General features: G+C 72.2%; 14 protein-coding genes. 8 read left to right on the top strand and 6 right to left on the bottom strand.

Features of this window, described 5'->3' with window-relative positions:
* Window positions 1-78: 78 nt before the first annotated feature.
* The 3 genes from OG624_RS27290 (at window position 79) to OG624_RS27280 (ending at window position 2,850) form a co-directional block, all read left to right on the top strand.
* The gene (locus tag OG624_RS27290) at window positions 79-735 is read left to right on the top strand and encodes a hypothetical protein (RefSeq protein WP_266353284.1); all 657 of its coding nucleotides are present in this window, start codon (window positions 79-81) and stop codon (window positions 733-735) included.
* A gap of 109 nt (window positions 736-844) precedes the next feature.
* Window positions 845-1,570: a hypothetical protein gene (locus OG624_RS27285; protein WP_266353282.1), complete on the top strand. Its 726-nt coding sequence runs from the start codon at window positions 845-847 to the stop codon at window positions 1,568-1,570.
* Between the two features lie 5 nt (window positions 1,571-1,575).
* Window positions 1,576-2,850 (top strand): sensor histidine kinase, encoded by a 1,275-nt coding sequence (locus tag OG624_RS27280; protein WP_244290746.1) that lies wholly within the window; start codon window positions 1,576-1,578, stop codon window positions 2,848-2,850.
* A 492-nt stretch (window positions 2,851-3,342) separates the two neighbouring features.
* Here the strand turns inward: OG624_RS27280 and OG624_RS27275 are convergent, their stop codons facing one another.
* From OG624_RS27275 to OG624_RS27265, 3 genes are read right to left on the bottom strand one after another with little or no spacing between them, the layout of a single operon-like run.
* Complete coding sequence (locus OG624_RS27275; protein WP_033218785.1) at window positions 3,343-3,612, bottom strand: hypothetical protein; 270 nt, start codon at window positions 3,610-3,612, stop codon at window positions 3,343-3,345.
* Between the two features lie 10 nt (window positions 3,613-3,622).
* Window positions 3,623-4,336 (bottom strand): TetR/AcrR family transcriptional regulator, encoded by a 714-nt coding sequence (locus OG624_RS27270; RefSeq protein ID WP_033218783.1) that lies wholly within the window; start codon window positions 4,334-4,336, stop codon window positions 3,623-3,625.
* A gap of 55 nt (window positions 4,337-4,391) precedes the next feature.
* On the bottom strand, window positions 4,392-5,321 hold the full coding sequence (locus OG624_RS27265; RefSeq protein WP_033218781.1) for an AurF N-oxygenase family protein: 930 nt from the start codon (window positions 5,319-5,321) through the stop codon (window positions 4,392-4,394).
* Window positions 5,322-5,489: 168 nt separating this feature from the next.
* Here OG624_RS27265 and OG624_RS27260 point away from each other — a divergent pair, with 168 nt between their 5' ends.
* Window positions 5,490-6,599, top strand: coding sequence for a ferritin-like domain-containing protein (locus OG624_RS27260; RefSeq protein ID WP_371639936.1), 1,110 nt, complete (start codon window positions 5,490-5,492; stop codon window positions 6,597-6,599).
* A gap of 33 nt (window positions 6,600-6,632) precedes the next feature.
* Here OG624_RS27260 and OG624_RS27255 read toward each other — a convergent pair whose 3' ends face one another.
* Window positions 6,633-8,093 carry a penicillin-binding transpeptidase domain-containing protein gene (locus OG624_RS27255; protein ID WP_371639935.1) on the bottom strand — a complete coding sequence of 487 codons (1,461 nt, stop codon included), beginning with the start codon at window positions 8,091-8,093 and terminating at the stop codon, window positions 6,633-6,635.
* Complete coding sequence (locus OG624_RS27250; RefSeq protein ID WP_237545553.1) at window positions 8,090-9,460, bottom strand: FtsW/RodA/SpoVE family cell cycle protein; 1,371 nt, start codon at window positions 9,458-9,460, stop codon at window positions 8,090-8,092. The genes OG624_RS27255 and OG624_RS27250 overlap by 4 nt, the downstream gene beginning before the upstream one ends.
* 106 nt (window positions 9,461-9,566) lie before the next feature.
* On the opposite strand from OG624_RS27250, the gene OG624_RS27245 reads away from it, so the two are divergent.
* Together OG624_RS27245 and OG624_RS27240 are read left to right on the top strand one after the other, a co-directional pair.
* Entirely contained in the window at window positions 9,567-9,974 is a 408-nt protein-coding gene (locus OG624_RS27245; protein ID WP_033218774.1) for a DUF6325 family protein, read from the top strand.
* Window positions 9,974-10,366 carry an SHOCT domain-containing protein gene (locus tag OG624_RS27240; RefSeq protein WP_033218772.1) on the top strand — a complete coding sequence of 131 codons (393 nt, stop codon included), beginning with the start codon at window positions 9,974-9,976 and terminating at the stop codon, window positions 10,364-10,366. The genes OG624_RS27245 and OG624_RS27240 overlap by 1 nt, the downstream gene beginning before the upstream one ends.
* Before the next feature lie 54 nt (window positions 10,367-10,420).
* On the opposite strand, the gene OG624_RS27235 is transcribed toward OG624_RS27240, so the two are convergent.
* Window positions 10,421-11,197 carry a hypothetical protein gene (locus tag OG624_RS27235; protein WP_371639934.1) on the bottom strand — a complete coding sequence of 259 codons (777 nt, stop codon included), beginning with the start codon at window positions 11,195-11,197 and terminating at the stop codon, window positions 10,421-10,423.
* A gap of 223 nt (window positions 11,198-11,420) precedes the next feature.
* Here OG624_RS27235 and OG624_RS27230 point away from each other — a divergent pair, with 223 nt between their 5' ends.
* Window positions 11,421-11,894: a carboxymuconolactone decarboxylase family protein gene (locus OG624_RS27230; RefSeq protein ID WP_371639933.1), complete on the top strand. Its 474-nt coding sequence runs from the start codon at window positions 11,421-11,423 to the stop codon at window positions 11,892-11,894.
* 78 nt (window positions 11,895-11,972) lie between these two features.
* Entirely contained in the window at window positions 11,973-12,896 is a 924-nt protein-coding gene (locus OG624_RS27225; protein WP_371639932.1) for an RNA polymerase sigma-70 factor, read from the top strand.
* Window positions 12,897-14,594 lie beyond the last annotated feature (1,698 nt).

Below are 14,594 nucleotides of genomic sequence, written 5' to 3'. Positions count from 1 at the left end.
GCGCCTCCGCAACGGCCGAGCCCTAGGTTTGACCCACCTGGATGGCCCAGGCCCTGACCGGCATCGAAGGATTTCCCCGTGACCACCGCCAGCCGCCGCACTCTCGTTCGCGCCGCCGCCGTGACCGCCTGCGCCGGAAGTCTGCTGGCGCTGCCCACCGCCGTCGCCCTGGCCGACGGGGTGCCCGCCGCCTCGTCCGCGCACTCCGCGGCCCCGCGGTCGATCCTCGTCAAGAGCCTCGCGCTCGCGGACGGGGTCTCCACGGCGAAGGTGTACCGCACGGCGAACGGGGCCTACCAGGCCGAGATCCTGGCGGCCGACGGCTCCAAGGCGGCCACGCTGACGAGCCGTGACGGGGTCACCGCCTTCGGCGGCTCCGGGGACCTGCACGCCGCGTTGGACTCCTCCGGCCGGCTGAGCTCCTGGATGGGAGACGTCCCGGCCCGAGGCGCCGACCACACGCTGGCGGGCGACGGGCACAAGACCGGGACCCGCGACGAAGCCCGTGGTGACGCACGCGGCGGGCAGGTCGTCCCGGCCTCCGGTCCGCGGAAGTCGACCACCGGGGACACCCACGCCCTCGCCGAGGGCTCCGGCGGTGGGCGGCGGCTGAGTACCCTGGCGGACGGTCCGGGTGACGGCGTGCTGCTGCTCGCCGCCGCGGGCGGCATCGCGGCGGTCGGTGCGGCCGGGCTGGGATTCGCGATGCTGCGCCGAGGACGCACGGACAGCTGAGACCTCAGGGTAAAAAACGGATGTTCCACCGCATATGGTTGACGTGATCGAGCGTCGACGTAGCGCGGGCAGAAGGGCACGGGGAGCTGTGAACAGAATGCGCTTGCGTGTGCCCGCGCGCCCTCTGCTCCCCCTCCTCGCGCTGGTTCCGCTGCTGGCGGGCTGCGGGGACGCGGGCGGGCTGGTGAGCGCCGGCTCCACGCCGACCGCGAGCGGGCCCGTACATCTGTGGCCCGACCGTCGTGGCGCGTCCGTACCGCCCGCCGATCCGGGTGGCGCCCCGCCCGAGTACGTCAAGGGGATCCCGCCGGTCCGCGACCAGGATGTGCACGCCGTCGACCCGGTGGCGCTCGTCCAGGCCGAGCTGAGCGCCCATCCGAACACCGAGGTCGGCGCGGACGGCATGCCGCCCCGGACGGCGGCCGCGATCCGGGAGTGCGCGAAGGGCGCGGACAAGGACGAGGAGGAGCCGGAGGCGTGCCCGGTGCTCAAGCCGTACTACCGGGACCTCACGGGCAACGGCAAGGACGAGCTGATCGTCGGCATCGAGTTCCCGGACAAGATGATGTCCGTACGGGTCTACACGGCCGACCCGGACGGACGGCTCAACCGGATCATGGCGACCACCGAGACCGTCATCACGGTGGAACTGGCCGGAGGTGACGTGATCCTGCGGGTGCCCAGCGGCAACCACGGATACGAGCTGATCACCGCCTGGTCCTGGGACGAGAAGCAGCTGACCATGCTGCCCACGCGCGAGCAGATCGTACGGGTGCCGGGCAACGGGCAGGGCCCGGGCAGCCGGGAGCCCGCGCCCCCGCCGGGCCGGCCGTGAGACCCGTGAGACCCGCGCGGTCCTCGCGGTCCTCGCGGCCTCTGCGACGCCTGCGGCTGCCTTCCTGGACGGCCACGCTGACCTGGAAGTCGGCGTGCTTCATCGTGGTGATGTGCTGCTCGCTGGCGGCGGTGCTGGGCGCCCTCGTGCACGTGGAGGTGACCCGGCAGACGGTGGCCACGGCGCGGGAGAAGGCTCTCGGGAAACTGCTGGAGGTCTCGCGCGCGTACGAGGCGGGCGAGCCCCTTCCGCGCGGTTCCTGGCTGGACCCCGTCGGGCTGCCGCCGGAGCTGCGGGCGCTCGCCGTCAGCGGACGCCGGGGCACGCTGGTGGCGGACCATCGGGGCCGGCCGACCATGTGGGCGGCGGGCCCGGCGGACGGCCGGGCGCTCGCGACGGCCGTCGACTACGGGCAGAGCGCCCAGACGATCAGCGGGCTGGACAACGCGATCATCGGGTCGTCGCTGCTGGCGATCGGCGGGACGCTGCTGATGGGCGCGTTCGCGGTGACCCGGGTGACCCGGCGGCTGCACCTGACGGCGGCGGTGGCCCGGCGGATCACCCAGGGCGACCTCGACGCGCGGGTGAACGACCCGCGTACCCGGACCCCGGCACGGCACCAGGACGAGGTGGCGACGGTGGCGGCGGCGCTGGACACCATGGCCGGGAGCCTGCAGTCGAAGCTGGAGAGCGAGCGGCGGTTCACCGCGGACGTGGCGCACGAGCTGCGCACTCCGCTGACGGGTCTGCAGGCGGCGTCGGAGCTGCTGCCCGAGAGCCGGCCGACGGAGCTGGTGCGCGAGCGGGTCCGGACGATGCGGCAGCTGACCGAGGACCTGCTGGAGATCTCCCGGCTGGACTCGGGCAGTGAGGTGGTGGAGAGCGATCTGCACCAGCTGGGGCGGCTGGTACGCCGGGTGGTGCGGGCGTCCGGGACGGACACGGAGGTGGTGGTCGTCCGGGACGCGCACGTGGAGACGGACCGGCGGAGGCTGGAACGGGTGCTCGGGAACCTGGTGGCCAACGCCCACAAGCACGGGCGGGCGCCGGTGGTGCTGACGGTGGACGGGCCGGTGGTGACCGTACGGGACCACGGGGACGGGTTCCCGGCGTACCTGGTGGCACACGGCCCGCAGCGCTTCCGCAGCGGAGGTGGCAAGGGCCACGGGCTGGGGCTGACGATCGCGGTGGGGCAGGCCGGGGTGATCGGGGCGCGGCTGGAGTTCCTGGAGGCGGAGGGGGGTGGGGGCTTGGCGGTCCTCACCCTGCCGGGTTCCTAGCCGGAGGCTCGGCCGGGTCCTGGCCGGGCCCTGGCAGGAGGCTCGGCCGGAGTGCGGGGCGCGCCTGGGCGGCGGGGCGCGGTCGGGGCGGGCTTCGGTCGGGGCCGGGTGCGCGCCGGGGCGTCTCCTCGGGCGCCGAACGTGACGCGGGGTCGGAACGTCGGGCGGCACTGCGTTCGGCGCCCTGCGGGGATCGCCCCGACACACACCCGGCCCCGACCTCCGCGCCCTGCCGGGTTCCTGGCCGGGGGCTCCCCCGTCGCGGGAGCGGGCGGACGGTAGGGACGGGTGTGTGCCGGGGTGTCCCCGCAGGGCGCCGAACGCCTTGCCGCCGCGCTTTCCGACGCCTCGTCACGTTCGGCGGCCGAGGAGACACCCCGGCGCGCGCCCGTCCCCACCCGGAGCCCCCGCCCCGAGGTACCCGGCTTCGGCCTGAGCCCGACCCGATGCCCGAGCCCGCGGCGGCGCCCCGCCCCGAGGTATCCCGGGAGATCAGGTTCGGGGGGGCTTCGTCCAGGGCCAGCGGGGTTTCGGCTTGGTGCCCGTGGGGCGGAAGTCGTACTTCCATCCCTTCTGGAGGCCGAGCCGCTTGGAGTAGCCCGCCGGGACGCGTTCGTACAGCAGGACCGTGGGCGGGCCGCCGTCCGGTGCCGGGACGGGGATCTCGTACCACTTCGGGGGGTGTCCGGTCGGGCCGAGGAGGACGGGGAGGACCCGGCCGTCCATCGGGCCGCCCTCGAACGGGGTCGGTTGGCTTCTCACCCCACCAGTGTCACAGCAGGTGGGCGGCCTCGGACACCACGGGGACGACGCGGCGGGCCAGGACCCCGACGGGGCCGTCCGGCGATTCCAGGGCGAGGGCGGCCCGGGCGGCCGCGGCGGTTTCCGGGTCGGTGGCGGCGGTGGCCGTCAGCAGGGCGATGAACTGGTCCAGCAGCCAGTCCCGGAGGTGCTCGACCTCGGGCTGTTTGCCCTCGTCGATCCAGATGAGGGAGGCGGCCTCGACGGCCGTGATCCACGTACGGACCATCATGCGCAGCCGGGGGCCGGGGGTCGGGACGCCCAGGTGGACGAGGATCTGCTCGGCGGCGGCCCGCCGGATGCCGTCGACCGTCGCCGTCGTGCGGGAGGTCTCGACGACGCTGCCGCCCTGGAGGAGGGCGGCGAAGCCGGCGTCGTGTTCGTCGACGAAGGCGAGGTAGCGGTCCAGGGCCCGGGACAGCCGCCGGGTCAGGGGTCCCTCCTGGGGTTCGGCGAAGCACAGTTCGAGGACGTCGGCCGCCGAGCGGAGGGCGGCCTCGTAGAGCTGCTGCTTGCCGCCCGGGAAGTAGCGGTAGACGAGCGGGCGGGACACTCCGGCGGCCTCGGCGACGTCGTCGAGCGAGACCTCTTCGGGTGCCCGGTGCGCGAACAGCGAGAGGGCGGCGTCGAGGAGTTGGGCTCGCCGCTCCTCGACGCTCAGCCTGCGATACGCGCGTACGGTCATGACCGCAGGGTAGCCCCGCGCACGTCGGACGGGTGGGTGTCCGGGCGATCGGGGCCTACGCCAACAGCCCCGAGCTCTGCCAGAGCCTACGGCCGACGCCGCGCAGGACGCCGATGTCGTCGAGGAAGTCGGTGAGCCGCTTCGCGCCGCTCTGCATGACCTCGCGGCGGTGGCCGCTCGCCTTCACCTGGGCGACGGCCTCGCGGCGGTCCAGGCCGACGTTGTCGTAGACGGCCGGGTTGACGAAGGCCAGGGAGAAGACGCGGGCGGCCTCGCCGCAGCTGATCCGGGTGAGTTCCTGCTCCCAGCGCGGGGCGGTCAGCATCTGGCGGCGCAGTTCCTCGCGGGCGTACCGGACGTGCCGGGCCTCCTCGATGACGTGGATCCGGGTGACGCCGCGGACCAGCGGCTGGACGCGCTCGTCCGGGAAGGTCAGGCGCTGCATCCAGTCGAGGATCTCCTCGCCGAGGAGGGTGCAGGCGAAGGAGCCGGGGGTGGTGGAGATCGTCTTCAGGATCCGCGCGAGGTTGTGGTTGACGCGGGAGACGGGGTACTCGGGGGCGCCGGCCTTCTGGATCATGCGGGCGAACATCATCGAGTGGCGGCACTCGTCGGCGATCTCGGTGAGTGCGTAGCGGACGTGATTGCTGGTCAGGGACTTGTCGTAGATGTGCCGGACCATGAGCTGCATGAGGATGATCTCGAACCAGATGCCGAGGGAGCCGAGCGCCGCCGCCTCGTGGCGGGAGAGGTCGATGCGCTGCTCCTCCCCCATCTTCTTCCACAGCGGGGTGTCGTAGAGGGAGAGGAGTTCCGGCGGCCAGTAGTACTTGCCCTCGATCGGCGGGGCGTCCCAGTCGAGTTCCTTGTCGGGGTCGAAGGAGTGCTTGGCCGAGGATTCGAGCAGGCGCTCGGCTATCTGCTCGCGGTCCTTGAGCAGGCCGAGGGCGTCCTGGAGCGCGGCTCGTTCGGTCACGGTGGTCATGGGTTCGGACACCTCGTCGTCGAGTTACCGGCTGTCACTTCTTATGAGACTGCCTGTCAGCAAGGTCGTCAATCCCTCGCGCACGACTTGTTGACCCCGTGTCTACCAACGTGTGACGCTGCCAACTGTCCGGTCCCACACGGCAGTACGTGAGACGAGGGGGCGTCAGTGTCGACGCATGAGCTCTACACCGAGAACCCGGGCGAGTCGGTCTGGCAGGTCCCCGCCGCCGGCTCCGCCCGCTTCAGCTGGGAGTACGCCGACGGCCGCGAGCGGCTGCTGGCGCTCTACCAGAAGGGCAAGGACAAGCAGTGGGACGGCGGCAAGCGCATCGACTGGGACATCGAGGTGGACCCGTACGATCCGCTGGGCACCCCCGAGGAGGCCCTGCCGCTGTACGGGACGCGGCACTGGGCCAAGCTCACCGCGAAGGACAAGGGCGAGCTGCGCCAGCACTACGCCTCCTGGAACTTCAGCCAGTTCCTGCACGGCGAGCAGGGCGCGATGGTGTGCGCGGCACGCATCGTGGAGTCGGTGCCGGACCTGGACGCGAAGTTCTACTCCGCCACCCAGACCATGGACGAGGCCCGGCACGCCGAGATCTTCGGGCGCTTCCTGCACGAGAAGGTCGGGATGCTGTACCCGATCAACGACAGCCTCCAGGGGCTGCTGGGCGACACCCTGCGCGACTCCCGCTGGGACATGCCGTACCTGGGCATGCAGGTGCTCATCGAGGGGCTGGCCCTGGCCGCCTTCGGCATGATCCGCGACACGACCACCAAGCCGCTGCCGAAGCAGCTCCTGGCGTACGTGATGCAGGACGAGGCCCGGCACGTGGCCTTCGGGCGGATGGCGCTGCGCGACTACTACAAACAGCTCACCGACGCCGAGCTGCGCGAACGCGAGGAGTTCGTGATCGAGGGCTGCTACCTGATGCGGAACCGACTGCTCGGGGTGGAGGTGCTGGAGAACTTCGGCATCGGGGCCCAGGAGGCGACGCTGCTCAGTGAGCAGTCGGAGTTCCTGCACCTGTTCCGCAAGCTGCTGTTCAGCAGGATCGTGCCGTGCGTGAAGGACATCGGGCTGTGGGGCGAACGGCTGCAGCGCGCCTACCTGGACCTCGGCGTCTTCGACCTGGGCGACTCGAACCTGGACCTGCTGATGAGCCAGGACGAGGAGATCGCCGAGGCCCTCGACCGCGAGCGGTTCGCGGCCGAGGAGTCGGCGCGGGTGGCGGAGGTCGCGTCCGCCATCGCCGACGGGGCGGACGTCCTCTAGACGGGGCCAGGGGCCGGGGCCGGGGGCCGGGTGTCAGCCGGTGGCCAGGGCCGCCTCCATCACCGCCCGCGCGATCGGGGCCGCCGCGCCGTTGCCGCTGATGTCACCCCGGTCGGCCGAGGCGTCCTCGACCACCACCGCGACCGCCACCTGCGGCAGGGCCGCGCCCTCGGCCTTGGCCCAGGAGATGAACCAGGCGTACGGCGTGCCCGCGTTGCCGACCCCGTGCTGCGCGGTGCCCGTCTTGCCGCCGACCACCGCGCCCGGGATCGCGGCGTTGCGGCCGGTCCCGTTCTCCACGACCTTGACCATCAGGTCCTGCAGCCGGACGGCGGTGGCCGGGTTCATCGCCCGGCCCAGGCTGCGCTCGCCCCCGCGCCGGACCTGGGAGCCGTCGTCCTGGGTGGTCCGGTCCACCAGGTAGGGGTACTTGAGCTCGCCGCCGTTCGCCACGGCCGCGGCCACCATCGCCATCTGCAGCGGCGTGGCCTTCGTGTTGAACTGCCCGATCGAGGACAGGGCCAGCTGGTCCTGGCTCATGTCGGTGTCGAAGTTCGACCGGGACACCCACGCGGGCACCCGCAGCCCCTCACCGTTGAATCCGAAGCGGCGCGCCGCCTCCACCATGCCGCGCAGCCCGACCTGCACACCGATCTTCGCCATGACCGTGTTGCAGGACCACTGCACGGCGTCCGCCATCGAGGCGTCCTCGCAGCCGGTGCCCGCGTTCGGCAGCAGGGTGCTGGTCCCGGGCAGCGGATAGGGGTCGGGGGTCCGGGTCGGCGCGTCCACGTCGCTGACCACGCCCGCGTCGAGGGCGGCCGCCGCCGTCACGATCTTGAAGGTGGAGCCGGGCGGGTACGTCTCGCGCAGCGCCCGGTTGAGCATCGGCCGGGCGGGATCCGCGTTCAGGGCGGTCCAGGCCTCCTTGACCTTCGTACCCGTCCCGGAGAGCACGGAGGGGTCGTACGAGGGGCTGCTGACCAGCGCGAGGATCTTCCCGGTGGCGGGCTCGACGGCGGCCACCGCGCCGCGCTTGCCCGCGAGCCCGGCGTACGCGGCCCGCTGCATGCCGGCGCGGACCGTGGTGGCGGCGTTCCCGCCGGCGGGGCGGCCACGGGCCAGTTCGTACCAGAGCGGGAAGGCCGAGAGCCCCGGGTCGGTGCCCGAGAGGATCGCGTCCTCGGCGCGCTCGACGAAACTGGTCCCGTAGGTCTGGGAGGAGAAGCCGGTGACGGGCGCGTAGAGCGGGCCGTTCGCGTACGTGCGCTCGTAGCGCAGCAGTTGGCCGCTGTCGCGGGAGCCGGTGACGGGGCGCCCGTCGACCAGGATGTCCCCGCGGGGTTCGGCGTAGCGCTCGATGGCGGGGCGCTTGTTGGCCGGGTTCGCGCCGTAGGCGGCGGACTCCCAGACCTGCACGCGGGCGATGTTGACCAGCAGGGCGATCAGCAGGAGGGCGCAGAAGTACGCGCACCAGCGGATGTAGCGGATCACTCGGCCGGCTCCTTCGCGGGGCGGGGTCTGCGGGCGCTGTCGCTGAGCCGGACCAGCAGCGCGACGATGATCCAGTTGGTGACGACGGAGGAGCCGCCCTGGGCGAGGAAGGGCATGGCCATGCCGGTGAGGGGGATCAGGCCGGTGACGCCGCCCGCGATGACGAACACCTGGAGCGCGACGATCGAGGCGAGCCCGGTGGCGAGCAGCCGCCCGAAGGGGTCGCGCAGGGCGAGCCCGGCGCGGAATCCGCGGGCGACGAGGAGCCCGTAGAGGAGCAGGATCGCGGCGAGGCCGACGAGACCGAGCTCCTCGCCGGCGGTGGCGAGGATGAAGTCCGACTTGGCGGCGAAGCCGATGAGGAAGGACTGGCCGTGGCCGAGGCCGGCGCCGAGGAGGCCGCCGGCGCCGAAGGCGAAGAGGGACTGGGCGAGCTGGCCGGGACCCTCGCCGCGCTCGATGGAGGCGAAAGGATTCAGCCAGTCGTCGACGCGGCTGTGCACGTGCGGTTCGAAGGTCCCGACGGCGTAGGCGCCGAGGGCGGCGAGCAGCAGCCCGATCGCGATCCAGCCGATCCGTCCGGTGGCCGTGAACAGCATGATCACGAAGAGTCCGAAGAACAGCAGCGAGGTGCCCAGGTCCCGCTCCAGGACCAGTACGCCGACGCTGAGCAGCCAGATCGCGAGGATCGGGCCGAGGACACGGCCGGGGAGGAGCCGGAGCTTCCAGAAGAGGCGGCGGCCGGTGAGGGCGAGCGCGGTGCGGTTCGCGGCGAGGTAGGCGGCGAAGAAGACCGCGAGCAGGATCTTGGCGAACTCCCCCGGCTGGAAGGAGAGCCCGGCGAACCGGATCCAGATGTGCGCGCCGTTGACCGCCGGGAAGAAGACGGGGATCAGCATCAGGACGAGAGCCACGGCGACGGAGAGATAGGCGTAGCGCTGGAGCACGCGGTGGTCGCGGAGCAGTGCGACGACCAGCACGAAGAGCGCCACGCCCAGGGCGGACCACAGGAGTTGGTCGCCGGCGGTGAGATGGCCGGGGGTGGTCACGTCCAGGCGTTGGATGAGGACGAGGCCGAGGCCGTTGAGGAGGACGGCGATGGGGAGCAGCAGGGGGTCGGCGTACGGGGCCCGCAGGCGGACGGCGAGGTGCGCGAGCAGGGCGGCGGCGCACAGGCCGGTGGCGTAGCGGGCGGCGGGGCCGGGGAGGTGGCCGGTGGTCGCGAGGCCGACGTAGAGGTGACCGAGGACGGAGATCAGGACGGCTCCGGCGAGGAGCGTCAGCTCGACGCCGCGCCGCTTGGGGGCGTCGGCGCCGGGGGGCGGGGGCGGGGCGGGCTCCGTCACCTTCGCCGTCAGAGCGGTCATGGACCGAAACGTAGCAAGCAGACGGATGATATGTCCGCTTATGCCATAGTGTGCCGAAGAGTCGTCACAAACGGTCGGAAGTATCGAAAGTGAGGAGCCGAGGCGCATGGGACCTGTGGAATTCATCGTCCTCGCCTTCCCGGAGGAGCAGCTGCGGGCCCCGGCGGTCGAGGCCGTGATGGGGCTGCGCAAGACCGGGGTGGTCCGGCTGATCGACGGGATCGTGGCGACGAGAACGGCGTCGGGAGATGTCCTGGCGGCCGAGTTCGACGAGTTCGTCGAACTGAACGGCCTGCTGACGGGCCGGGACGTGGCGCGACTGATCGGGCCGGAGGACATCCAGGAGGCGGCGGGTCTGCTGGAACGCGGGAGCTGCGCGCTGCTCCTCGTCGTCGAACACCTGTGGGCCGAGGACGCGGCCATCGCCGTACGGGCGGCGGGCGGCCGGATCGTCGGCTCGGTCCGCATCCCGCCGGACCGGGTCCCGGCGGATCCACGGGCGGGGGTGGCCTGATGTTCATCCGCCCGATGGGAGTGACGGTCCGCGCGGCGAACCGCCCGCCGGGGCACCCGTTGCTGCGGGGCCTGCTGGCGCGGGCCTCCGGAGCGGCGGAAGCGACGACGGGCTCGGTGGGAACACCGGGCCCGGCGACCACCACGGGCCCGGCGGACGCCCCGGACCGGACCGGGGCACAGGCCGAGCGGCCCCCGACCGGGGCGCCGCTCGAAGCTCCGCCCGAGCCCCCGCAGCCGGCCGAACCGGAGCCGGCGGCGGCGAGCACGCCCGACCGTCCCGCCCCGGCCGGCCTGGTGGCGGAGCTCACCCAGCTCGCCGGCCTCGCCCGCGAGGGCCTGCTGACCCCCCAGGAGTTCACGACGGCCAAGGCCCGCCTGCTGCGGGGCTGAGGAGGGCGGGACCGACCGGGTCGGATGGGATCGGGCCGGGCCGGGTCCCGGAGGTCAGCTCGCGGTGGGCGCGCCGAAGGTCTCCACCGGCCCGAACTCACTGAAGAGGATCTTGTTGGCGCTCGGCATCCCGCGCATGTCCATGTGCTGCTCGAAGCGAATGGTGCGGCCCTGGCCGTCGATCCACTGATCGCAGTCGAAAGCCGTGACACCCTTCGCCTTCATCGAACGGTGCGTACGCGGATCCACCGACGCCACCTGGTCGATGTCGAGGCGTCCCGCCAGGTGGTACACGGGAACCCCGCCCTGGTTCTCCATGCCCTTCTTCGCCGAAGGCCCGGTGGCGAGCAGGAGCTTGGCGTAACCCGCGTAGCTCGCCCGGTTGTCCGCGGCGCGCGGCATCTTCGTCCACGCGCCGCCCGCCTCGGAGTGATCGCGGACGTAGTTGCCGTCGACCGTCGTCACGGTCTCCATCCACATGCCCGGAGCGGAGTCCGCGGCACGGACCTCCATCCGCCCGGTGAACACGGTCTCAAAGTTGGCCCTGCCCGAAGTCGTCGCCACCTCCCGCCCGGCGACTTCGGTGGTGGCTTTCATCGTCGCCGCGTAGGGCGTCTTCCCGGCTTCCGCGAGAGCCGCCTCGGGCTCGAACGCACCCGCGACGGGCGCCGCGGAAGCGGATGAGGTGGGGGCGGAGGCCGAAGCGGAGGTGGGAGCCGAGCCGCCGTTCTGTGCGTTCGGAGTGTCCTTGCAGCCCGTCAGTGCGGTGAGGGCGACCGCTACGGCGGCGACGGTGACAAGGGTGTTGCGAGGTATCGAGAAGGTGATCATCGCCGGCAGGATCCCACATCCGGCACCTCGGATCGAACGCATATCCGCCCGTGGTCGACCGTCGCGCGGGGACCTCCCACCGGGGGCCACGTACGCGCCGGCTCCGACGCCTGCTCACACAGTCCGCGAGCTGCGAGACGTAGGTCACACGCGCCCATGTCACAGGGGGTCGGGTCATCTCGTCCCAGGGATGTAGCCGACGACGACCACCGAGGAGCACACCATGGACACGCGACTGAACCTCTTCGCCGGCCCGACCACCGGCAAGGCCCTGAAGCACCTCATGTCGGCCGGCAAGGTGATCAAGGAGTCGCCGCTGCCGGCCGCGACGCAGGAGCTGGTGTCGCTGCGCGTGAGCCAGATCAACGGCTGCGCGGTCTGCATCGACATGCACACCAAGGAGGCCGCCGCCGCGGGCGAGACCCCGGTACGGCTGCACCTGGTGGCGGCGTGGCGCGAGGCCACGGTCTTCACCGAGGCCGAGCGTGCCGCGCTGGAACTGGCGGAGGAAGGCACCCGGACCGCGGACGGGGCGGGCGGGGTGGCCGACGAGGTGTGGGCGCGGGCCGCCAAGCACTACGACGAGGAGGAACTCAACGCCCTCGTGCTGCTGATCGCCTTCATGAACATGGCGAACCGGATCAACGTCATCACCCGTCAGCCGGGCGGCGACTACGTGGCCGGACAGTTCCACTGAACGGCACCGGCGAAGGCTTGCCCTCCCCCACCACCACCCTGATGATCATTCAGGACCACCTGGGGGAGTGAAGCCGACATGAGCAAGGTCGAGGAGTTCGAGGAACTGCGGCCACTGCTGTTCTCGATCGCCTACCGGATGCTGGGCAGCGTGAGCGAGGCCGAGGACGCGGTGCAGGAGACCTGGCTGCGCTTCGACGCCTCGGCGACCCGGCCCGCGTCCACCAAGGCCTTCCTGTCGACGACGGTCACCCGGCTCTCGATCGACGTACTGCGCTCCGCGCGGGTGCGGCGCGAGGAGTACGTCGGACCGTGGTTCCCTGAGCCCCTGCTGAACGACCCCTACCAGGACCCGGCGCGGTCGGCGGAACTGGCGGACTCGGTGTCGATGGCCGCGCTGCTGCTCCTGGAGCGGCTCAGCCCGTTGGAGCGCTCGGTGTTCGTCCTACGGGAGGTCTTCGCCTTCGGCTTCGACGAGGTCGCCACGGCGGTGGGCCGCTCGGAGGCGGCCTGCCGCCAACTGCTGGTCCGGGCGCGGCGGCACATGGAGGCCGGCCGGCCGAGGTTCCGGGCGGACCGTCAGGAGCGGCAGGAACTGGCGACGCGGTTCCTGGACGCGATGAAGGACGGCGACATCACCGGGCTGCAACGGCTGCTGGCCGCCGACGCCCAACTGGTCGGGGACAGCGGCGGCAAGGCCCCGCAGCTGGCGAAGACCGTCAACGGCGCCCAGAACGTAGCCCGTCTGCTCGCCGCGTTCTTCCCCTGGCTGTCCCGCATCGGCGTGACCGCCGAGCCCCACGACGTGAACGGCGAGCCGGGTGCGATCGTCCGCGACCCGGACGGCCGGGTGCTCCACGTCCTCGCCTTCGAGATGCTCGACGGCAGGATCGCCACCATCCGCTCGGTGGTCAACCCCGACAAGCTCGCCCACCTGGGCCCGGTGGCGGACGCCTGGGCGATCACCCGCGAAATCCGCGAGGCCCGCCGCGCGGCGAGATGACGGGGTCGGTCGGGGGCGGGCCGGTGGGGCGGGGGTGAGGGCGCCAGGAGCCACTCGACCGGCATCAGGCCGGCGCGGCAGGGGTGGGGACGGCGGGAGCTGCTGGGGCGGCATCAGAGTGGGGTATGGGGGTTTCCCGTCAGTCCCATCGTCCCTCCGGGTCGGGCCGGTCCCTCAAGGGCGCTCGTTCCTCGCGTCGCTTCGCGATGGCCTGCGGCCACCCTTGACCGACCGTCCCGCCCCGGAGAAACGAAAGACTGCCGAGAAGCCCCCAAAAGAACGAGCCGGTCCAGGACACGAAGGACGGGGAGATCAGAGATGCCCGACCCGATCCCCGTGGGCACGGTCCCGAGACGGGGCCCATGAGAGACGCGTGCCGGGGGCGACGGGGCGCGTCCAATCGCTACGCGCTCCTCACCTCTCAGCGTCCGACGACCGTCCTGGGCTGGACATAAGCCGCCCACGACATCGGGCCCGGCGCCCGACCTGCGTCCAACGACCGCGTATGGCTGGGCATAAGCCGCCCACGGCCACGACCCGACACTCGACCTGCGTCCGACGACCGGCCGTGGCCGGGCACAGGCCGCCTCAGATCGCCATGTGCCTCTCCATGACCGCGACCACCGGCCGTCACGGGCTGGGAAGACGCGCGGAGAGGGGTGGACGGTCGACAGCTCGGCTGATCCGTCGTGGATCCCGGTCAGCGCGAACACGACACCACAAACCCGCCTCCAAACAAGGGCAATTGGGGCAAACTGTCGAGCATTTGGGCCGCCCACCCCCTCTGACCCGCATCCACCACGACATAGCCGCGCTCCCACGCCTTTTCGCCCCCGACATCCGCCGGACGCCTCCCGTGGGAAGCGTCCATGGGTCGTGGGCGGCCTATGACCGGCCCCGGACGGTCGCCGGACGCGGTGAGCGAGAAGTCACGGGGCGGGGGCGGCCTGTGTCCGACCCACGACGGGCCGGAAACGCTGAGAGACGAGGAGTCGCGGGGCGTGGGCGCCTTGTGACCGGCCACAGACGGGCGCCGGACGCGGTGAGCGAGAGGTCGCGGGGTGGTGGGCAGCCTATGCCCGGCCACAGACGGGCGCCGGACGCGTGGGCGAGGACTGCCTGAGGTCGTGGGCGGCTTATGACCGGCCACAGACGGGCGCCGGACGCAGGTCAAGGAGCGGATCACGGTCGTGGGCGGCCTATGTCCAACCCAGGACGGTCGTCGGACGCTGAGAGGTGGGGAGCGCGTAGCGATTGGATGCGCTCCCCCGAACCTGTCCGGCCTTCTGTGGGACTCGCCTCGCGGCCGTGCCCACCCGCGGCCGCCTGGGGGGCTGTGATGTCCCCGTCCTTCGTACCTTGGACCGGCTCGTTCTTTTGGGGGCTTCCCGGCAGTCTTTCGTTTCTCCGGGGCGGGACGGTCGGTCAAGGGTGGAGCGCAGCGACATCGCGAAGCGACGCGACGAAGGAGCGCCCTTGAGGGACCGGCCCGACCCGGAGGGACGATGGGACTGACGGGAAACCCCCATACACAGCTCTGATGCGGATCGAGTGGACCCCGCCGTCGTCACCCCCCGCCCCACCGGCCCGACCCGGCCCGAGTGGCTCCCGGCTCCCCCACTCTGCCGCGCCGGCCCGATACCGCCCGAGTGACCCCCCGCTCCCCCAGGCCCCCACCCCCACCCCCGCCCCGCCTCC

The sequence above is a fragment of the Streptomyces virginiae genome, from assembly GCF_041432505.1.
In the GTDB taxonomy this organism is placed as follows: Bacteria; Actinomycetota; Actinomycetes; order Streptomycetales; family Streptomycetaceae; genus Streptomyces; species Streptomyces virginiae_A.
The sequence above is the reverse complement of the archived record's forward strand: the minus strand, read 5'-3'. Positions and strand labels throughout refer to the sequence as shown.